This window comes from Flavobacterium chilense, from assembly GCF_001602525.1.
Classification (GTDB): Bacteria; Bacteroidota; Bacteroidia; order Flavobacteriales; family Flavobacteriaceae; genus Flavobacterium; species Flavobacterium chilense.
Window position 1 is genome coordinate 926,246 of sequence record NZ_LSYT01000001.1, and the last position, 20,806, is coordinate 947,051.

At 35.5% G+C, this 20,806-nt stretch carries 16 protein-coding genes; 10 read left to right on the top strand and 6 right to left on the bottom strand.

The window, feature by feature from the left end; all coding sequences use genetic code 11:
- The 8 genes from A4F88_RS03830 (at window position 1) to A4F88_RS03865 (ending at window position 9,645) form a co-directional block, all read left to right on the top strand.
- Complete coding sequence (locus A4F88_RS03830) at window positions 1-3,357, top strand: SusC/RagA family TonB-linked outer membrane protein (RefSeq protein WP_068841179.1); 3,357 nt, start codon at window positions 1-3, stop codon at window positions 3,355-3,357.
- A gap of 4 nt (window positions 3,358-3,361) precedes the next feature.
- Window positions 3,362-4,846: a RagB/SusD family nutrient uptake outer membrane protein gene (locus A4F88_RS03835; RefSeq protein WP_068841180.1), complete on the top strand. Its 1,485-nt coding sequence runs from the start codon at window positions 3,362-3,364 to the stop codon at window positions 4,844-4,846.
- On the top strand, window positions 4,833-6,305 hold the full coding sequence (locus A4F88_RS03840; RefSeq protein ID WP_068841181.1) for a hypothetical protein: 1,473 nt from the start codon (window positions 4,833-4,835) through the stop codon (window positions 6,303-6,305). The genes A4F88_RS03835 and A4F88_RS03840 overlap by 14 nt, the downstream gene beginning before the upstream one ends.
- Before the next feature lie 167 nt (window positions 6,306-6,472).
- Window positions 6,473-7,624, top strand: a complete 1,152-nt coding sequence (locus A4F88_RS03845) for a cytochrome-c peroxidase (protein WP_068841182.1) — start codon at window positions 6,473-6,475, stop codon at window positions 7,622-7,624.
- A gap of 186 nt (window positions 7,625-7,810) precedes the next feature.
- Window positions 7,811-8,137, top strand: coding sequence for an ArsR/SmtB family transcription factor (locus A4F88_RS03850; protein WP_068841183.1), 327 nt, complete (start codon window positions 7,811-7,813; stop codon window positions 8,135-8,137).
- 57 nt (window positions 8,138-8,194) lie between these two features.
- Entirely contained in the window at window positions 8,195-8,659 is a 465-nt protein-coding gene (locus A4F88_RS03855) for a DUF6428 family protein (protein ID WP_068841184.1), read from the top strand.
- 132 nt (window positions 8,660-8,791) lie between these two features.
- Window positions 8,792-9,223 (top strand): arsenate reductase ArsC, encoded by a 432-nt coding sequence (locus A4F88_RS03860; RefSeq protein WP_068841185.1) that lies wholly within the window; start codon window positions 8,792-8,794, stop codon window positions 9,221-9,223.
- 5 nt (window positions 9,224-9,228) lie between these two features.
- A complete protein-coding gene (locus A4F88_RS03865; protein ID WP_082815691.1) occupies window positions 9,229-9,645 on the top strand; it encodes a hypothetical protein in 417 nt (138 codons plus the stop codon).
- Between the two features lie 45 nt (window positions 9,646-9,690).
- Here A4F88_RS03865 and A4F88_RS03870 read toward each other — a convergent pair whose 3' ends face one another.
- Window positions 9,691-10,128 carry a DMP19 family protein gene (locus tag A4F88_RS03870; RefSeq protein WP_068841186.1) on the bottom strand — a complete coding sequence of 146 codons (438 nt, stop codon included), beginning with the start codon at window positions 10,126-10,128 and terminating at the stop codon, window positions 9,691-9,693.
- A gap of 238 nt (window positions 10,129-10,366) precedes the next feature.
- Between A4F88_RS03870 and A4F88_RS03875 the strand changes: the two genes are divergently transcribed.
- Together A4F88_RS03875 and A4F88_RS03880 are read left to right on the top strand one after the other, a co-directional pair.
- The gene (locus A4F88_RS03875) at window positions 10,367-11,017 is read left to right on the top strand and encodes a VOC family protein (protein WP_068841187.1); all 651 of its coding nucleotides are present in this window, start codon (window positions 10,367-10,369) and stop codon (window positions 11,015-11,017) included.
- 64 nt (window positions 11,018-11,081) lie between these two features.
- Window positions 11,082-11,480, top strand: a complete 399-nt coding sequence (locus A4F88_RS03880) for a tautomerase family protein (protein WP_068841188.1) — start codon at window positions 11,082-11,084, stop codon at window positions 11,478-11,480.
- Between the two features lie 6 nt (window positions 11,481-11,486).
- Here the strand turns inward: A4F88_RS03880 and A4F88_RS03885 are convergent, their stop codons facing one another.
- The 5 genes from A4F88_RS03885 to A4F88_RS03905 form a co-directional block, all read right to left on the bottom strand.
- A complete protein-coding gene (locus A4F88_RS03885) occupies window positions 11,487-12,563 on the bottom strand; it encodes a BamA/TamA family outer membrane protein (protein ID WP_068841189.1) in 1,077 nt (358 codons plus the stop codon).
- 153 nt (window positions 12,564-12,716) lie between these two features.
- Window positions 12,717-14,717 (bottom strand): heavy metal translocating P-type ATPase, encoded by a 2,001-nt coding sequence (locus tag A4F88_RS03890; protein WP_068841190.1) that lies wholly within the window; start codon window positions 14,715-14,717, stop codon window positions 12,717-12,719.
- A 290-nt stretch (window positions 14,718-15,007) separates the two neighbouring features.
- The gene (locus A4F88_RS03895; protein WP_068841191.1) at window positions 15,008-16,231 is read right to left on the bottom strand and encodes an efflux RND transporter periplasmic adaptor subunit; all 1,224 of its coding nucleotides are present in this window, start codon (window positions 16,229-16,231) and stop codon (window positions 15,008-15,010) included.
- 2 nt (window positions 16,232-16,233) lie between these two features.
- The gene (locus tag A4F88_RS03900) at window positions 16,234-17,475 is read right to left on the bottom strand and encodes a TolC family protein (RefSeq protein WP_068841192.1); all 1,242 of its coding nucleotides are present in this window, start codon (window positions 17,473-17,475) and stop codon (window positions 16,234-16,236) included.
- Window positions 17,476-17,635: 160 nt separating this feature from the next.
- Window positions 17,636-20,764, bottom strand: a complete 3,129-nt coding sequence (locus tag A4F88_RS03905; protein WP_068841193.1) for an efflux RND transporter permease subunit — start codon at window positions 20,762-20,764, stop codon at window positions 17,636-17,638.
- Between the last annotated feature and the right edge of the window lie 42 nt (window positions 20,765-20,806).

Sequence of the window (20,806 nt, forward strand, 5' to 3'; positions counted from 1 at the left end):
ATGACTATTACGATACCCAATTTAAGGAAAATTCTATTTTTCCTAGCCCTTCTTATATCCTGTTTTAAAGGTTTTTCTCAGCATAAAGGCATCACATTACAGCTAAGAAACAAACCTATCAGCCTGATTATTAAATCGATTGAAGAACAAAGTGATTTCAGGATTATTTACAATGCCCGAAAAATCGATGCTGATCAGTTAGCTGATATTAATGTTCAGAATGCGACTTTAGAAACAACTTTAACACAGCTATTCACTGGAAAAAACATTTCGTTTTACATCCAGAACAAACAGGTTTTATTGACAAGCTCTGCTCCTCTTTTAGCTCCTAACTCAAGTGTTTCCGAAAAGGAAAGATTTATTAGCGGAGTTGTATACAGTGCTAAAGAAAAACTGCCTCTTGCCGGAGCAACAATTCGCATAAAAGGTAGCGGAATGGGTGCTATAACTGATTTTAACGGAAAATTTGTTTATGAACTAAAAGGAAACAATATCAGTAATATGGTACTTGAGGCTGGCTTTTTAGGCATGCAAACCCAAACAGTAAAAGCAGACAGCAAAAAAGAGTTTGTATTTTATCTTGAAGAATATACAGATGAACTAAATCAGGTTGTTATTACGTCATCTTACGGAACTAAAAAACTAAAAGAAGAAATCGTAGGAAGTATTTCGACTTTAAACGCTAAAGATATCGCTGTAGAACAGGCATCAGAAAGTATCGATAAAATGGTCGAAGGGCAAATTGCCGGAGTTTTAGTCGAAAATACTACAGGAGTTGGTGGTCCGGTTAAAATCAACATCCGCGGACAAGGAACTTTATCTTCATTATCCGGAGCCAAAGTTGGAACTTCGACTCAGCCTCTTATTATTATTGACGGACTGGTGATGAGCGAAGAATTTGGAATCGACAGTTCTTTTTTTAATGGAAATGGCGATGCTGCTGAAAGTTTTTCTAATCCGTTAACGAAAATTGCACCTGAAAATATAGAATCGTTCACTGTATTAAAAGATGCCGCAGCTGTTGGTATTTATGGTGCCGACGGTGCTAATGGTGTTATTTTGATCACCACTAAAAAAGGTAAAAAAGGCAAAACACAATTTGGTTTTTCAAATCAATCCGGAATCTCATCGGCTATGAACCAAATTAAATACATGAATGGTGAGCAATATAATGAAGTTAGAAATGAATTTCTAAAAAATACAACTCCCGGATATGTTGCTGTTCCTTATAATGGTGTAAATACAAACTGGTTTGACTTATTGAACAATTCAGGCTATTTTAATAAATACAATTTAAGTGTTTCCGGCTCGACTTCTAAATTTTCTTACCGCAGTAATGTGAGTTATTTAAAAATCGATGAGCCACAAATGGGCAATTCAACGAAACAATTAAATCTTGGTGTTAATCTGGGGTACCGTACCAATAAATGGGACATTAACCTGATGCTGAATCCAAGTTTTGTTCAAAAAGATGCTCCTAATATCTTTTACAATTTTGCTTATTTGCCTACTATTTCTCCTTATAATGCTGATGGAACTTATTCGAAAATTGGCTTAACAGGAATTAGCGGCGGAAACCCGCTGGCTGCCATTGCACAAAATAAAAATCAATCCCAGACTTACGGAATGATGGGGAGCTTAAATATTGGCTACCAAATTGCTAAAGGCTTAAAATTCTCAACTCTTTTTGGAATTGATTATACTGATAAAGAACAGGATCGTTACTTTTCAGGAGAAAATGAAAGCGGTCAGTTTAACGGAAGTTTCGTTTTAGACCAAATTACTTATCCATCATGGGGACGCCGACTAATCAATCAAAGAAATGCAACAAAATGGAACTGGCAGGGACAACTTTTGTTTGAAAAACAACTCAATAAAAACCATGCTATCGATGGAGTTGCAGGAATGGAACTTTCTGAAGATAGAACAAATTTTGATTATGCGTCAGGTGTTGGCTTTGTAAATCCAAATCAGATTCATAAGGTTTCAGAAGCATTGCGTGATGATAATCCCGACACTGAAATCGATGAAACGAGATCAGGTCAGACCTATTCGCATGATATTAGTTATAATTCCAGGGTTTCAGCATTTTCGCAAATCAATTACAATTATAAAAAACGCTATTATTTCTTAGCCAATTTCAGACGTGATCAAAGTTCTGTTTTTGGCAATGATTCTGATATTGCCAACAATGGCGGTGCAGGTTTTAGCTGGATTACCAGCAACGAAAGTTTCCTGAAATCAGCTTCATGGATCGATTTACTGAAATTTAAAGTAAGTTACGGAACTACCGGAAACTCCAGAATTGGATCATACCGTTCCAAAGGTTTATACAACATCAGACAAAATGGTTACAATGGCGGAACTGAAGCTACTCCGGGCTCTGCTCCAAACGAGAATTTAGGCTGGGAAAAAAACACCAAATTTAATGTGGGTCTTGACTTTAATATTTTCGATCGTGTCGAAATGCTACTGGAATACTATTATGATAATCTAAGTGATTTAATCACGACAAGAGATATTCCTACTGAAACAGGTTACAGTTCTGTACAACTCAATGCTTCAAGTATGTACAACAAAGGTTTTGAGTTTACAACAAGAATAAAATGGATTAAAAGCGATCGTTTTAAATGGACAACTTCATTTAATATTTCGACTGTAAAAAACAAAGTAACAGAACTTAAAGGTTTAGGAAGCGACTACTCTGTAGCCACAATTGCACTGGCACAAAAAGTGGGTTATAGTACTACTACACTTTGGGGAATAAACTGGGTTGGCGTTGATCCTGCAACAGGTCGTGATTTACTCGAAAAAGATGGCAAGGTATACGATGCTGCTACTTATAAATCTTTGTATACAAATGCTGACTGGGTGCCTATTGGCGATAAACAAGCCGATGCGTATGGAGGTTTTAATAACAACTTTACCATCAATAAAAATATTGTTTTATCGATTAGAGGCGCGTTTCAGATTGGTGGGGATTACTTAGTTCAGGATGTGCTTATTGATAAATATTCGAACACTTTAAACAGAAATCTTTCTGTAAATGCTTACGATCACTGGAGGCAGCCCGGAGATATTGTAACGCAGTCTTCGGTGAGTATTTCACCAGTTAACGCCAATTTAAGTAAGTATGTTTATGATGCTACTTTTTTAAAAATCAACAATATCAATTTAAGCTACAATGTTCCTTTAAAGAATACTTTTCTGGATACGCTGGCTATTTTTGCTGATGCTTCTAATGTTTGGTACTGGTACAAAGAAAAAAGCCCAAAGGGAATGAATGGAATAAGAGAGTTGAATTACAGTTATCCGCAAGCGAGAACTATTTCGATCGGAATGAACGCTAAATTTTAAGAATATGAAATATTTAAAATATATCACAATTGCCATCCTGATACTGTCTGCACAAAGCTGCAGCGATTTTTTAGAGCAGGAACCCGGAACACAAACTTCTATCGACGAGCTTTTACAAAATAAACAAGGCGTTCTAATGGCTCTAAAAGGACTTTATACCAATATTGAATCAAATGTGAGAGGGGAGCGTTTTGGAGTTTACGCTGATTTGCAAGGCGGAAATCTAAAAGTTACACCTTACGAAACCACAGCAAATAAGGGAGAAATTACGATACCAACTGCTTTAAAAAATACCTACTCATTTGAAGACCAAGCTGATGTTAGTGATTTTAAAACTTTTTATGATGGTAGCTACAGTATTATTAATCAGGCAAATTTAATTCTGGAATATACTCCAAAATTAACCGACGCAACAGAAACCGAAAAAAATCAAATCATAGCCGAAGCCTTAACAATACGGGCTTATGCCCACTTTTTGTTGTCCTTAATTTACAGTCAAAACTATGGATATACCTTAAATGCAACTCATTTAGGAATCGTTTACAACACTCAATCGATAAAATCAGGTATTAAATATCCTGAAAGAGAAACAGTTGCTAATACTTATTCTTTCATTATCAACGATTTAAAAACGGCAATTAATAATTATACCACTACTTCAGGTTTAGAAGGCCCTGCCTATTCTTATTTTAGCAGTAACAGCGCAAAAGCCTTGCTTGCAAGAGTTTATTTGTATAAAAGAGACTGGCAAAACGCCTACGACACAGCAAATGATGTTATTATAAATTCAGGAATGTCCCTTATGAGTTCTGCTAATTTAGTATCAGAATGGGAAAAACCGGATTTGCCTGTTTCTGAAATTTTGCTGGAATTTTCGACTCCAAAAGACAATTCAGGAACCACATCGAGTTCTATGGCCTCAATATTTGGCTATTCTACCTCGCCTGCTCCTTCTTTTACCATATCAGATACAGGTCGAAAATATGTGGCTTCAAACGATTTATTCAATCTTTATGAAACAAACGACTTACGTAAAAAGCTATTTTTAAACTTACAGCTTTCTACTTTAATTGCCGGAAATCAAGTATTGCAACCTTATAATTTTACCAAAAAATACCATGACAATCCGGGTTATGTAGCTTTTAGATTAAGCGAAATGTATTTAATACGTGCCGAAGCCGCTGCTCAAAACAACAAACCAGATTTAGCAATGGCAGATATTAATATCATCAGGTCCCGTGCCAATGCCACACTTTTAACCAGTTCTGCCAATATTCTTGAAAACGTGCTTTTAGAAAGAAGAAAAGAACTTTGTTTTGAAGGGCATTTATTATTTGATCTTCTTAGAAATCAAAGAGGAATCACCAGAAACGACGGCTGTATATCAAACATTTGCAGTCTAAACTACCCTTCTCCAAAATTTATATTGCCAATACCAACTTACAATATCAATCTTAACTCAAACTTAAAGCAAAATGAATCGTATTAAATTTATATCGACCTTAAGTATTGCTGTAATACTATTATTTGCATCCTGTTCTAAAGATGATTACAAATTAGGCAGCGAAAATGTAAATCCGTATTTAAGATTTAATTTCCAGCTTAAAAGTGACAATACACCTCTTGAATATCCAACGGTAAATGCCGCTTTGATTCCTGTAGACCATTATGAAAACAAGTCTGTAAAAACACTAAAAGTTCCTGTAGCGCTAACATCCTTTTCATTAAAAAATCCTGTAACAGCTACTTTTAGTGCTACTACAACCGGAATCAGTGATAGTTATAGCTTAAATCCGAAAACAGAACTTACTTTTCAGACTAATAAATTAACCGATACTATTTTTGTTTCTTTTGATAAAAGATGGACAGCTAACCAAAGTATTACCTTAAAACTGGAAAATACTTCAGATCCTGAAATTCATATCGGGAATCTGAATACCGAAGCTGTAAACGATACTTTCAGAATAGATTTGGGCACAATTTCTACCAACTATACTTTTCCAGTAAGCAAAATCGATATTAAAGGAGTTAAAGGAGAAGTGATTGATTTTAAAGTAAATTTCCCTAACGGATTTTTCCCTTCAGAAATCGATAAGCTTGAAATGTTTCAGTTTTTAAACGGGTTTGATTACCAGCTTACCCATGATGATTATGGTACAAACAGAAACGCTGTTACGTATCATTTAACACTTTTAGAAGACATTCAGAATGATGATGTTTATTACGAAAGTTCGCTTACCTTAAACAATACAGCCAATTATCCTGCAACAGGAAATAAAATCCTGCAAATTGTAAAACCTATAAAATCCCCAAGAGATGTTCTGGCTAATCCGGCTTCTAAATTCTACGATTTATCGAATCAGTTTTATCTGACTTATGGCGAAAACTGGTTTGATAAAAGCGGAACTTGTGCCTGGCAGGCATTTAATGCTTTTACGTTTCCGGTTGTGGTAACAAAAGACAATCCAAATGCTATTTTATACAGCGATAAAGGCACCACAAATCCAAACGACGATATTTACCACGATGCTTTCAAAATTGGGTTTAATGTTGTTTCGGGAACTTCGACAACCAATTCTTTCAACTTAAAACGATGGTTTACCAACGAAAGTACTGCAGCTGCCAATTCTCCCGGATTTAACATCACTTCAGCATTAGAATTTTTCCCAGAAAACGGAAACAGTAAAACACAGGGCAAAGTATTGGTTATTCCGCAATATATTACCGTTGCAAGCACCACAAAAAACAGTCATATTATTGCAATTGCAGGCGAAGGAACTTATAAAGAAATCAGCACCGGATTATTTGAAATTTCGTTTGAATTAAAGTTAACCAATCAGGAGTTATTTGGAGGAACAGCTACTTCTCAATACAAAATATACAACAACAAAACCTATCCAAAAATAAGCCCGATAAACGAGCCTTGTGCCAAAGAAGTTGATCTTTAGATATAGACGTTTTAAATCGCAGCATTTAGTTTTAGTGTAACGTATTAACTACATACAAAAACACCAATACATTCCGCTTTGTCAAAGTGTAAAACTCTGACAAAGCTTTTGCCTCCAAACTAAAAGCTAAGATCGAAAACTAAGCATACATCAAAAAAAACAAAAAAATAAAAGAATTGAAAAAACTAATCTTTCCAATCTTACTCCTAATTAGTCTGACGGCTTACAAAAGCATCGAACAGCCTGATTATATCGATATACAGGAATTAAGAAAATTGTATTCGAGCGGAGATCCGTCTTCCTGGCCTGCGCCTGAATTAGATAAAAGTATAGACAAAAAAGCATTCCAGGATATTGGAGTGCTTTCTGCTGTTCCATACCCGGAGTACAATCCGTATTCGAAAGAAAAAGAAAATCTGGGTAAAATATTGTTTTTTGATCCGAGATTATCCAACAGCGGACAAATTGCCTGTGCTTCCTGTCATAATCCTGAACTGGGCTGGACTGACAATCTAACGCGCTCTTTTGGTCACGATCGTCAGACAGGAAAACGCAACTCAATGACAATTTTAAACTCGGCGTATGCCAAAACTTTATTCTGGGACGGCCGTGCTTCAAGTCTTGAAGATCAGGCGCAATTTCCTATTGGAGATCCTCTCGAAATGAATGAGAAACTCACTATTGCGGTCGATAAAATTGCCAAAATCAAAGGTTATAATGAGCTTTTTACAGCTGCTTTTGGCGATAAAAAAGTAAGTCTGCAAAGAATACAATATGCAATTGCTACTTTCGAAAGATCGATTAATAGCCCGAAAAGTAAATTTGATCAGTTCATAAGCGGAAAATCTGATGCTTATACCGATTCTCAGGTAAAAGGCCTGCATTTGTTCAGGACCAAAGCACAATGCATTAATTGTCATAATACACCTTATTTTAGCGACAATCAGTTTCATAACGACGGACAAACTTTATTTGGTACAAAAAATGAAGATTTCGGACGTTATAATGTGACGAAAAACAAAGATGATATTGGCAAATTCAGAACACCAACCTTACGTGAAGTTGTCAATACCAAACCCTGGATGCATCACGGGCATTTTCCGTCTTTACTGGATGTTGTCGAATTGTATAATTTAGGAAATCCAGCTCCGGTACAGAAAAAATATCTGGGAACAGCACGTGATTCATTAATTCCAAAACCGGATCCGTTGCTCAAAAAGTTAGATTTAAGTAAAGAAGAAATCAGTGATCTTCTCGCTTTTATCGAAACTTTGAGTACACCAACACGAAGAATTATTATTCCAGCCATGCCTAAGTAAAGACAAATACAAAAACGGTTTCTTAAATTGTCCCCAAAATTTTTGAACCTGCAAAGCCTGTTTCCTTCTGAAACGGGCTTTTTTATGTTTTTTAAAGTTACTTAAAGTCTCTCTTATTATATATCATTAAAAAAATTTGTTTTAGAAATATCTATATCGTAATATTGCAATATTAAATTAAAAATCATGGGCGCAACTAAAACAGAACATTTTACAGCTAAGCAAAATCAAATTGCGACGATTGCAAAAGCTTTAGGGCATCCTGCCAGAATTGCCATTATTGAATATCTTTTAAAAGTAAATGAATGCATTTGCGGAGATATCGTTAATGAGCTTCCGTTAGCACAGCCAACCGTTTCGCAGCATCTTAAAGAATTGAAAAATGCCGGACTGATCAAAGGAAACATCGAAGGAAATGCCATTTGTTACTGCATAGACGAAACTACTTTTGATCTGTTAAAAACGTATTTCTCTACTATTATTGCCGTTACCAAAGAGCAGAAATGCTGTTGACCTTTTTTTAAAAATTTATATCGCAATATTGCATTATAACAATAAAAATAAATAATGATGAAATTATCAGAAATCAAAAAAATCCTTCCGAATTTAGAAAATACAGTGTTTCAGTTAGAAAACGGAACTTTTGTTCCCGAACATTTTCATGTTACCGAAGTAGGAACCATTACTAAAAAATTTATCGATTGCGGAGGCGTTATTCGCAATGAAAATGTAGTCAATTTTCAATTATGGAATGCCGATGATTACGAACACAGACTAAAGCCGGGAAAACTGCTACAGATCATCAAATTATCTGAAGAAAAACTGAATATCGAAGATTTTGATATTGAAGTAGAATATCAAAATGAAACGATTGGCAGATATGATTTAGAGTTTAATGGCAGTCATTTTATATTGAAAAACAAAGTTACAGCCTGCCTGGCACAAGATGCCTGCGGAATTCCATCTCAATCTGGTTTTATCGAGTTAAACAAGGACAAAACAAATTCCTGTTCTCCGGATTCCGGCTGTTGTTAAGCAATGAGTGCCTTGTTCCTTAAATATAAAAAACCAATTATAATCACTACAGCTGTTATTGTTTTGCAACTCATTTTTGGTTTTGAGCCAAAGTTTTGCCTTATCAATATCATTTGGTTACTTGTTTAAATTATGACAAAAAAAATTCTGGTACTCTGCACAGGTAATAGTTGCAGAAGCCAAATCGCCGAAGGGTATTTACGCCATTTTTCAGGAGATCAGGCAGAAATTTACAGTGCCGGTGTCGAAACACACGGTGTAAATCCAAGGGCGATCGAAACGATGAAAGAAGACGGAATCGATATTTCAAAACATACTTCAAATCATATTGATGAATATCAGAACATTGATTTTGATATTGTCCTTACGGTTTGTGATAATGCCAAAGAGAGATGCCCGTTTTTTCCGTCAAAAGCTCAAAAATTTCATCAAAACTTTCAGGACCCTGCCAAAGCAACCGGAACCGAAGAAGAAATTTTACAGGAGTTTAGATCTGTCCAACAAACTATAAAAGAATATTGTCATGATTTTATAAAAAACAATATATTTATAAAAGTAAATTAGGTCATATGTCAGAGCAGAAATTAAATTTGAATTTTAATCCAATGAATAAGCAATTGTTCAAAGAAAATCTCTTAAAAACAATTGAAGAAATAATTTCAACTCAAAAAAAATCCCAAACGAACTATAAATTTACAATAACAATAGATGAAGAATCTGTTAAAAATCATAATTCAGCAGATGACTTGATGAGATTAGTCGTTTTTAACAACTATAATATACCAAATAAAATTAGAGAATTAGATGAAGTTATTGATTTCCTAACTCATCCTAAACTATACTTTCCATTATGGATAAATGTTTCTGTAAAAGAATATTTAAAAGATAGTATTATTTTTAAAATAGAATCAAGTTCCAGATTTAGAAAATCTTCTGAATTACAAAATAAGGAAACAAATCATCCGCCATTTAAGGCAATCTATTAAAAATATCTTCAAAGAGTCTTTTTAGACATTCTAATTTATATAGTTTTATTTATTTTCATTATTTGATTTCAGAATATATTCTTTCATCTGTTTTTCGACATAAATATCCAGTAATAGCCAAATATCAAAATCAGTATAGAGATACATTTTTGCATAAAGTTTATCAATCATTTCGTCATCTGGATTTTGTTGGAATCGCTTATATATTTCTTGCAATATTTTTGATTCATTATTGGCTTCAATATTTCCTAATGCTGTAATTATATTTGGAACATGTTCTTTGATACTATTTTGAAGAACATCGCCTTGCATATTCATTTCTGTATCAAAATCTATTAAAAAAATGATGTCTCTAATAAACTGAGGGTATTCAAGTAACTTATTTCTATCAATTGGCTCATTATAAATTTTAGCCATTGATTGGACAACATCATCGGCCGTCATGTCACATAAATTGTTTAATGTTTTTTCAATGAAATTCATAAGTTAAATAATAAAAGACAAATTTATGAATATTTAAGTTTTCAAAGAATCTGTAAAAATTATAAGTATATTAAAATAAGACAAACAATTATAAAACTTGACATACCAAATACTTATAATACTAATTTGCTATTCCTTCATTGAGGTATAAAATAACGCATCCGTCAAAATACAAATGTCGTTTTTTAAATTTGTGTGAAACCAAAAGAAGTTATTGCTTCTTCTAAAAAGTATTATCATGAAATTAGAACACATTCAAATTCAGACCCGCAATATTCAAAAAACTGCTGCATTTTATACTACTGTATTAGAACTTCCCATCATCGAAAAAACAGCAACATCAATTAGCATTCAGGCGGGTGATTCTGTTTTAAAGTTTGTTAATGATCCAGAGTTTAAGTCGATTTATCATTTTGCCTTTAATATTCCGAAAAACAAACTTGATGAGGCAATTCAATGGTGCAAAAACAAAGTTGATTTGATTTTTATTAAAGATCAAAATGTCATCACAAACTTTGAAAACTGGAATGCCAACGCGGTTTATTTCTATGATAATAATGGAAATTTACTGGAATTTATCGCCAGACATGATTTGAATAATGCACAAACAGAAACATTCACTTCAAAATCAATTTTGAACATCAGTGAAATTGGTATCGTCAATGAAAATCCGTTAGCATTGGGAAAAGAATTAATAGCAGAATATGATTTGGAATTCTTTTCTAAAAATGACAATAGCGAACTTTTTGCCGCTGTTGGTGATGACGAAGGTTTACTAATTATGGTTAAACCAAATCGAAACTGGTATCCTACCCAAACACCATCTGAAAGCAATAAAACTGAAGTTAAAATAGTAAATAACGGAACTCAAATTGAATTAAAGTTTTAAAAGACTTTATTGTTTTCGTTATTTAATATTCTCTATTTTTATAGAAAACTAAAATTTCAAAAAAATGCCATTTGTACGAATCAGTTTGCCTAAGAAACTTTCATTAGCAACCAAAAACAATATTTCAGCAGCGGTTCATCAGTCTTTAATAGCTGAATTTAATATTCCGAAAGATGATTATTTTCATGTTATTGAAGAACTGGAGCAGCATCAGATTAAATATCCTGAAAGTTATCTTGGTATTTCACATTCTGAAGATATTGTATATGTTCAAATTACCGCAGGACAAGGCCGAACAGCCGAACAAAAGAAAAAATTATACCATCAAATTGCGACAAAAATTGCTGCAACAACAGAAATTCAGATCAATAATGTCATCATTATTTTATTAGAAAATAACGGTTTAGAAAATTGGTCTTTTGGTAATGGTGAAATTCAGGAACCTGCACATTTAAAGAAATAAAATCTTTTAAAAAGCTTCCCCGATACGGAAATAAAGTCCCCAATCGCCTTTTCCTACAGCGGCATCCAGACCTACATTAAATTTTTCGGTTTTAAATGCCCTGTAGCGAAAACCGGCTCCTGCTCCGGGATATAATTTCCAGTTGAAACTTTCTGTATCAGATCCGTAAATTGTAGCGATTCCGGCAAATCCAACCAATCCCATTCTTTTATTGAAATTGTATCGATATTCAGCCTGTAAATCCATTAATCCGTCACCACGGTATTTGCCTTCAGAATATCCTCTTATATCTTCGTTTCCAATAGTTACCTGCTGTTCGAAAGCAATATTTCCTAATCCGAATTTACCCGAAAAACGGGCAGCCAGAACATCAGTTCCGTTTCGCATTGGAAAATATTTATTGAATTCTGAAAGTATTTTATTGGCATTGACATCGTTTCCAAACCATTCCGGATAACTCAGCCATCGCAATTTTATCTTATCGCCCTTGGTCGGATAATAAACAGCGTCGCGTGTATCATACATCGTAATCAGCTGCAAACCATTAGTATGAGTTACAGACGATGGCTGAACATCATCTTCATATTTTGTATTATAATGAGCATAAGCATAACCAAGTCCTGCATACAAGCTTTTTATTACTTTACGCTGAAGGCTAAAATTAACCATTGTGGTTTTGGTTCCGTAATTGTAAAAATCCGGTGTATCAATATCGTCTACAAAATACTGGGCGTTCTGATTGCCAGTTGCTACAAAAAATTGTGCACGCCAGTGGTCTTCTTTAAAATACCATTTATTGAATGAAGCTATAAAATAAGATTTATTGGTTGTATAAACTCCTGAAATACCAGATAAGGATTTAGGTGAAATCGTATCGGCTTTGTTTAATTTGTACATCATCATGGGAATGGCACCAAACATAAAGTCGAGTGTTCTGTTGTAATTGATATACGGCATCACATTAAAATCAATACTTTTTGTATGCCCTTTTGATGTTGCAATACTATCTGTTGGCTTTTTTTGTGACCATGTTTGGCAATACCATAAACATAATAGTATCGAAAGTAAAAGTATTTTCTTCATCGTTATGTTTTTAATATATAACAAAACTAATACTTCACTCAAAAACAGCCTTTTAATTTACCTTGTCATACGTTGCATATTATAAAATGAAACCATCTTTATTCTTTTTATGTGGTTTAGAAAATAAAAATCGCCGCAAATTGCGGCGATTAGTTAAAATTTCATTTTCTGAATCCTTACGGCATTTAGTATAGCCAATAATGCAACTCCAACATCGGCAAAAACAGCTTCCCACATGGTGGCAAGTCCGCCGGCGCCCAGGATTAATACAAAAGCTTTTACCACAAAGGCTAAGGTGATATTTTGCCAGACAATTTTTTTGGTTTGTTTTCCTATATTGATTGCCATTGCAATTTTACTTGGCTTATCATCCTGAATCACAACATCGGCGGTTTCAATGGTGGCATCGCTTCCTAAACCTCCCATTGCAATACCAACGGTACTTAAGGCAATTACCGGAGCATCATTTACACCATCTCCAACAAAAGCTACGGTTTCGTTTTTAGCTTTAATTTCGTTTAGTTTATTGACTTTGTCTTCCGGCAATAAATCGCCGTAAGAGTTTGGTATTCCTAATTTATCAGCAACAAATTGTACTACATTGGCTTTATCACCGCTCAACATGGTTACTTTTACGCCTAATGCTTTTAGTTTGCTTACAGCTTCCTGCGCATCGGCTTTGATTTCATCAGCAATGGTTAAATACCCTGCGAATTTGTTATCGTAAGCAATCGCAATTGTGGTATATACAACCGCATTTGGATCAACATTGTAATTGATATTGAATTTATCCAGTAATTTGAAATTCCCTACATGCAGCTCTTTTCCGTTGATTTCGGCTTTTAAACCATGCCCTGAAATTTCTTCTACATTTTTTAGTTCAACTGATGCATCAATTTGCCCCACATGATTGTGAATTGCTGTAGCTACAGGATGTGTACTCTGACTTTCTAAAACATTTACCAGTTTCAGAATCTCTTCTTTATCAAAACCTTCCTGAATAATGACTTCCTGTACTTTAAAAACACCTTCGGTCATAGTTCCGGTTTTATCCATAACCACATTCTGAATGGTAGAAATACTGTCCAAAAAGTTACTTCCTTTAAACAAAATTCCGTTTTTACTCGCCGCTCCAATTCCGCCAAAATATCCTAACGGAATACTAATAACTAAAGCGCACGGACATGAAATTACCAGAAAAACCAAAGCTCTGTACAGCCAATCACTAAAAACGTAGTTAGAGACAAAAAGCATTGGCAACAAACAAATGGCAATTGCAAGATACACTACAATTGGGGTGTAAATCTTGGCAAATTTGCGAATAAACAGTTCGGCTGGAGCTTTTTTTGTTGTCGCATTTTGTACCATTTCCAAGATCTTAGAAAGCTTACTGTCTTTATATGCCGTTGTTACTTTTACTAATGCAATAGTGTTGCCATTGATCATTCCGGCTAAAACAGTTTCTCCTTTTACTTTGGTATCTGGCTTGCTTTCTCCGGTAAGAGCCGCAGTATTAAACGAAGCCGTATCTGATAGTAATTCGCCATCCAAACCTAGTTTTTCTCCTGCTTTTAGCTGAATTGTCGATCCTATCGCAACATCAGCCGCTTTGACTTTTGTGGCAACATTATTTTCTACCACATTTACCTCATCAGGTCGCTGATCGAGTAAACTTTTGATATTTGATTTTGCACGGCTTACCGCCAATCCCTGAAAGTTTTCTCCAATGGTATAAAACAACATTACGGCAACACCTTCGGGATATTCTCCTATGGCAAATGCACCAATTGTGGCAATACACATCAGGAAAAATTCGGAGAAAACATCCCCTTTTATAATGCTTTCATAAGCTTCTTTTAAAACCGGAAGTCCAACTGGCAAATAAGCTATAACATACCAGGCAATTCTAACATAGCCTGAAAACCAGTTTTGCGGAAAATAGTGGTCCAAACCAATCCCAATAAGTAACAAAACAAAGGAAATTATGGCTGGTAAAAACATTTTAAACAAACCTCCATCAGCATTATGTTCGTGGTCGTGACCGTGATCATGTCCATCATTATCATTATGCACCGGCTCATCGTGTGAACAGCAGCAGCTGGCTTGTTTGGGTTTATTTTTTATAATTTTTTCTTCTTTATGTAAATGTTCCATAGATGGATAATTTCAAGTTTTTAATGGCTTGTTTCAGGCTTGTTTTGTTTCAAATTTTAAATCCCTAAAAACAGTTCCTAAAGTTACATCTTTTGAGACAATTGTTTTCAAAGTATGTATATTTTAATCTTGCAAAGTTTTAGTATTCTTTGTTTCAGGTTTGTTTTGTTTCAGGCTTCAGGTTATTGAACTGGCGAACTTTGCGTAAATCTTAGCACTTCTTACGGTTAAACCAACCCGAAACCCGAAACCTGAAACTTGAAACTTGAAACAAACCTTAAAACAAAATCTTAATGTCCGTGTTCTCCTCCGCCTTTCATTGCTGAAAGCAGATAGAAAGCTCCTTTTGTTACTATTTTTGCTTTTTCAGGAACACGGTCTACAAATTTCACCTCTGTAAAGCCTAAATCTGTGGTTCCGGGAACTACTTCAATCGCTTTAAAATGAGTTTCTTTTTCATGAGGAGTTCCGGATTCCGGTTTCTTTTCTTCATGTGCTTCTTCTTCCATAAAAACAAAATACTTGTCTGCATTTCGAACCACAGCATCTTTTGGTAGTGCCGGAACAGTGGCATTGGTAATATTGATGTTTGCCGAAACATACATACCCGGAATCAATCCTTTGGCATCAGCCGATTCAATTTTAGCATGAACAGCAACCGTTTTACTTTCGTTCGAAAATGATTTATTAATTCCGAAGATCTTTCCTTTTATCGATTTATTGGACTGATTTGTTAAAACAAAATCGATTACCTGCCCTACCGAAATAGAACCCAAATCTTTCTCATATACATTTAAATCCAGATGCATCTGGCTGTTATCAACTACTTCAAACAATACTACCCCGGTTTGTGCATAGGCTCCTTTTGCAATGCTTATTTTACCTACATAACCGCTGATTGGTGCCACAATGGGAACTAACGAAGTACTGCCTTTTGTATTGATATGCAAAGCATCTAATTTGTTTTTTGCTGCCTGTGCCCTTGCTCTTTCTGCTGCTAATTTTGATTTTACTTCCTGAAAAACTTTCCTCGGATTTACATTTTCGTCACTCAAGGTCTTCTGACGATTGTATTCTAATTGCAAATATTCGATATTGGCAGTAGCCGAATGATAATCTTCCTGCATTTCGATCACTTCCAGATTCTGAATCGTTGCCAGCACTTTTCCTTTGTTGACAAAAATACCTTCCAGAACAAAAATATCCTTTACCGTTCCTCCTATCAAAGTCGAAACTTCGGCAGAGTTTTGTGGCGGCACTGTGGTATATCCGTTTGCTTTTATGACTTTGTTCAAGTTTCTGTTTTCTACAAATCCTGTTTCGATCCCAACTGTTTTATATTGTGATTCGTTTAAAGCCACTTCTGTTTGTGATTTTTCTTCTTCCTGTGGTTCTTCTGTTTTCTTTTCATTGCAGGAAATTAATATTCCGCTGTAGGCTAGAAGCAATAAGCAATAACCTAATCTTCTTTGCGATAAAATCTTTGCGAACTTTGCGGTTAAATTTATTTTCATTTTTAATTGTTTTTGATGGTTGGAAATTGAAGCTCGATGGCACTCTGGTTAAAATTATGGGTCGCCTCTGTATATTGTTTTTTAATATCGATTGCCTGATTTAAAAAACTGATGTACGCCCAATAACTCATATCGCCATTGGCATACCCTTTTTGTGCCGTTGTAATGATCTGATCGGCGTACTGAAGCCCTTCTTTCTGATAATAATCCAATGCCTTTTTTTGCTTTTCGAAGTTATTCTGCAATTCCTGCTTTTGCAGATTCAGTGTTAATTTATTTTTGTCTAAAGCCAATTGCGATTGCGAAATACTAATAGAAGCTGCCTGTGCTTTTGCGGTATTCACGCCTCCAAATAACGGAATCTGTAATCCGGCGGTAAAGCCCTGAAACAATGATTCAGTATTGATGGTTTGGGCAAAATATCCCAGTCCCAGTTTAGGAGTTCGCATTGCTTTGTAAGTCCTGGCTTCTTTTTGATATACTGATATTTGCTGCTGATAAAAATCGGTCATCAAGCCTTCTGCTTTCGAACTTCCTTCTTCTTTCAGCATTGTATATTGTAAAGAGGTTTGATCATCAGGCACAATATTTTCATCTGTCTGAACAAAAAACTGGAGTTGCTTTTGGTAAATCGCCAAATCGTATTCTAATTGGGCTTTTTGGGTTTCAATCTCTTTTACTTTCGCTTTAGCGCTGATTACTTCAATGTTTCCGCTTTCTCCAGTCTGAAAACGTAATTCTGCATTCTTCAGGAATTTGGTATAGATGTCATTGAGTTCTGAATTTAATTTCTGAATCGAAACACCATACAAATACTGATAATACGCCAGTGTTACCGCTTTTTCGATTTCATAAGACGATAATGCTTTTCGTTTTTCGGCTAGTTTTACGAGTTCTTCCTGCAGCTGACGATTGGCTTTTGTGATATTTCCTATTGGAAAAAACTGCTGTATCGAAACGTTATGATCAAAATCAACACTATTAAATTGTCCGCCCTGATATTGTACCTGAAGCGGTTCCGGCTGAAAAGCAGTCTTTTTCAAAACTGTTTGTCGTTCTATTTCTTTATCCGCAATTTTTAAATCAATGTTGCTTGATTTGGCAAGCTCGATTGCCTTTTCTAATGTAATTTTTTGCTGTGCAAATGTTGTTTTGCATGCCAGTAGAAACGCTATTAGCCACAAAGTTCGCGAAAGACTTTTCGCAAAACTTTTTTGGATTATATGATATGATATGTTTTTCATTTTTTAATTTTTAATCTTATTGTCTTATTTTTTATTTCACGCAGATTTTAAAAAGATTTAAACAGATAGGTGCAGATGATTATTGGTACATTTTTTAAATAAAATCTGTTTTAATCAGCAATATCTGCGTGAAAAAAATTATTTTAATCTCTCCAAAACTTTATGATCTTACTTCTTTGCGGTTAAATTTACTTTCCAGCAATAAATACAAAATCGGTAAAACGATTAGCGTTAATAATGTTGCAGAAAATAAACCTCCAATAACTACAGTTGCTAAAGGTTTTTGTACCTCTGCTCCTCCGCTGGTTGATAATGCCATTGGCATAAATCCTAAGGAGGCTACGGCAGCGGTCATTAAAACAGGACGTAATCTGGTTTTGGTTCCGATTAAAACTCGTTGCAGCGGATCTAAAATTCCTTCAGCTTTAAGCTGATTGAAATACGAAATCAGAACAATTCCGTTTAAGACCGCGATTCCGAATAAGGCAATAAAACCAATTCCTGCCGAAATACTAAACGGCATTCCGCGTAACCAAAGTGCAAAAACACCTCCAATAGCTGATAACGGAATGGCAGTAAAAATTAATCCTGCCTGTTTGAAACTTTTGAAAGTAAAATACAACAGTACTAATATTAATCCCAGAGCAATTGGCAATGCAACCGAAAGTCGCTTGGTGGCTTCGATTAAATTCTCAAACTGACCGCCATAGGTGACATAATATCCCGCAGGAAGTTTAAAATTTTTATCCAGCTTTTGCTGAATCTCCTCTACTACACTTTTAATATCACGGCCGCGAACGTTTAATCCAACCGTGATTCGGCGTTTTCCGTCTTCGCGGATTACCTGTACCGGACCTTGCTCATAATCAACAGTTGCCACTTGCGAAAGCGGTACCTGCTGACCGTTTGGCAACGGAATAAACAGATTGCTCACATCCGTAATATCAGCACGATTGTCTTCGTTCATCCTAACCACAACATCAAACCTTTTACTTTCGTCATAAATTTTTCCGGCACTTTCTCCGGCAAATGATGAGCGGATAATCTGGTTGATGTCTGAAATGTTCAATCCGTATAAGGCAATTTTATTATAATCGTATTTAATGGTAATTTGCGGTAATCCTGTTACTTTATCGGCTTTTAAATCCCCAATCCCGTCAATGCTTTTAATCTTTGAGATTAACTCAGTGGCTTTAGCATCCAGAATTTCCAAATCATCTCCAAAAATTTTGATCGCGATGTCGCTTCGGCTTCCGGTCATTAACTCGTTAAAACGCATTTGTATAGGCTGCGAAATCTCGATATTGGCTCCCGGAATTATTTCCATCTCTTCTTTCATGGCATTTGCCAGTTCTTCCCAGTTACGGTATTTTTTAGACCATTCTTTTTTGTCTTTCAATACAATAATCAAATCACCGCTTTCAATAGGCATTGGATCTGTTGGGATTTCCCCGCTTCCAATTTTGGTGACTATGGTTTTGATTTCCGGAAACTTTGCTTTTAAAATCTGCTCGTATTTTGTCGTTGTTTCTACCATCTGCGTAAGCGAGCTTCCAGTCATAATAGTCGCATTTATAGCCAAATCGCCTTCTTCGATGGTTGGAATAAATTCACCTCCCATATTCTGAAAAACAATTAATCCCAAGGCAAACAACCCAAGTGATATTCCCAGAACGATCTTTTTAAATTGTAATGCTTTATTCAAAAGCGGTGTATATAAATTCTCGAACCAAAGCATCATTCTGTCACTGAAATTTGCTTTATGTTCTGTTTTCTTTGAAAGAAACAAAGCACTCATCATCGGAACATACGTCAGCGAAAGTATAAAAGCACCAATTACAGCAAATCCAACGGTCATTGCCATTGGTTTGAACATTTTTCCTTCGGTTCCGATTAAGGCTAAAATTGGGAGATAAACGATCAGGATAATGATTTCTCCAAAAGCGGCACTATTTCTGATTTTTGATGCCGAGTTATAGACTTCAACATCCATTTCGCCTTGCGACAATTCTTTTTTGTTTTTGAGTTTCTGCAAATGATGCATCGTAGCTTCTACGATAATAACGGCTCCATCTACAATGATTCCAAAATCGATTGCTCCTAGGCTCATTAAATTTCCGCTTACGCCAAAGGCATTCATCAAAATAATAGCAAACAGCATCGCTAACGGAATTACCGAAGCAACGATCAATCCTGCGCGAAGATTGCCCAGAAATAAGATCAGTACAAAAATGACGATTAAAGCGCCTTCGAGTAAGTTTTTTGTAACGGTTCCGATAGCGTTATCAACCAGTTTTCCTCTGTCGATAAAGGCTTCGGCAACTACACCTTCCGGCAGGCTTTTGTTAATCTGAACCATTCTTTCTTTAACACGATCAACGACTGCGCTGGAATTTTCGCCTTTGAGCATCAATACCATTCCGGAAACGATTTCTCCTTTTCCGTCTTTGGTTGAAGCTCCGTAACGTAAAGCAACGCCTTCGCGGACTTCGGCAACATCACGGACTAAAACGGGAGAACCGTTTCGGTTTTTAACCACGACATTTCCGAGATCTTTTGTACCTTTTGCCATTCCGACACCACGAATAAAATAAGCATACTGATCTTTTTCAATATAAGCACCTCCGGTATTTTGGTTGTTTTTTTCGAGGGCATCAAAAATTTCGGTAATCGTTACGCCCAGACTGTTCAAGGTATTAGGATTAACGGCAATTTCGTATTGTTTTAACTTTCCGCCCCAGGTACTGACATCTGCAACGCCTTTAACGCCCTGCAATTGCGGAATAATGATCCAATCCTGAATGGTTCTTAGTTTAACTGCGTCGTATTTGTTTTCGTAGCCTTTTTTGGCATACACATCATATTGGTAAATTTCTCCCAATCCGGTTGAAATAGGCGCTAATTCGGGCGAACCAGCGTAGGCAGGAATATTTTCTTCGGCTTGTTTTAAGCGTTGAAAGATCTGTTCTCTGGCCCAGTAAATATCGACATCGTCTTCAAAAACAACGGTGACTACAGATAATCCAAAACGGGAAATACTGCGAAGTTCGATCACATCCGGAACTGTTTTTACAGCTTGTTCCAGCGGATAGGTTATTAATTGTTCGACTTCCTGACTGGCCAAAGTAGGCGCTGTTGTGATAATCTGCACCTGATTATTGGTGATATCCGGCAAAGCGTCTAATGGTAATTTTTTAAGCGAATAGCTTCCCCAGGCTATTAAAACAAGGGTAAGTAATAGTATAACGAACTTATTCTTTATACTAAACTGTATAATTTTATCTAACATTTTTAAGGTATAATGACGTGAGAAACTTAGACAAGATTTTGT

Excerpts from the sequence above, each read along its gene's own strand:
- A4F88_RS03830 (WP_068841179.1), top strand. The coding sequence starts at position 1 with ATGACTATTACGATACCCAATTTAAGGAAAATTCTATTTTTCCTAGCC.
- A4F88_RS03835 (WP_068841180.1), top strand. The coding sequence starts at position 3,362 with ATGAAATATTTAAAATATATCACAATTGCCATCCTGATACTGTCTGCA.
- A4F88_RS03840 (WP_068841181.1), top strand. The coding sequence starts at position 4,833 with ATGAATCGTATTAAATTTATATCGACCTTAAGTATTGCTGTAATACTA.
- A4F88_RS03850 (WP_068841183.1), top strand. The coding sequence starts at position 7,811 with ATGGGCGCAACTAAAACAGAACATTTTACAGCTAAGCAAAATCAAATT.
- A4F88_RS03855 (WP_068841184.1), top strand. The coding sequence starts at position 8,195 with ATGAAATTATCAGAAATCAAAAAAATCCTTCCGAATTTAGAAAATACA.
- A4F88_RS03860 (WP_068841185.1), top strand. The coding sequence starts at position 8,792 with ATGACAAAAAAAATTCTGGTACTCTGCACAGGTAATAGTTGCAGAAGC.
- A4F88_RS03865 (WP_082815691.1), top strand. The coding sequence starts at position 9,229 with ATGTCAGAGCAGAAATTAAATTTGAATTTTAATCCAATGAATAAGCAA.
- A4F88_RS03870 (WP_068841186.1), bottom strand. The coding sequence starts at position 10,128 with ATGAATTTCATTGAAAAAACATTAAACAATTTATGTGACATGACGGCC.
- A4F88_RS03875 (WP_068841187.1), top strand. The coding sequence starts at position 10,367 with ATGAAATTAGAACACATTCAAATTCAGACCCGCAATATTCAAAAAACT.
- A4F88_RS03880 (WP_068841188.1), top strand. The coding sequence starts at position 11,082 with ATGCCATTTGTACGAATCAGTTTGCCTAAGAAACTTTCATTAGCAACC.
- A4F88_RS03885 (WP_068841189.1), bottom strand. The coding sequence starts at position 12,563 with ATGAAGAAAATACTTTTACTTTCGATACTATTATGTTTATGGTATTGC.
- A4F88_RS03890 (WP_068841190.1), bottom strand. The coding sequence starts at position 14,717 with ATGGAACATTTACATAAAGAAGAAAAAATTATAAAAAATAAACCCAAA.
- A4F88_RS03895 (WP_068841191.1), bottom strand. The coding sequence starts at position 16,231 with ATGAAAATAAATTTAACCGCAAAGTTCGCAAAGATTTTATCGCAAAGA.
- A4F88_RS03900 (WP_068841192.1), bottom strand. The coding sequence starts at position 17,475 with ATGAAAAACATATCATATCATATAATCCAAAAAAGTTTTGCGAAAAGT.
- A4F88_RS03905 (WP_068841193.1), bottom strand. The coding sequence starts at position 20,764 with ATGTTAGATAAAATTATACAGTTTAGTATAAAGAATAAGTTCGTTATA.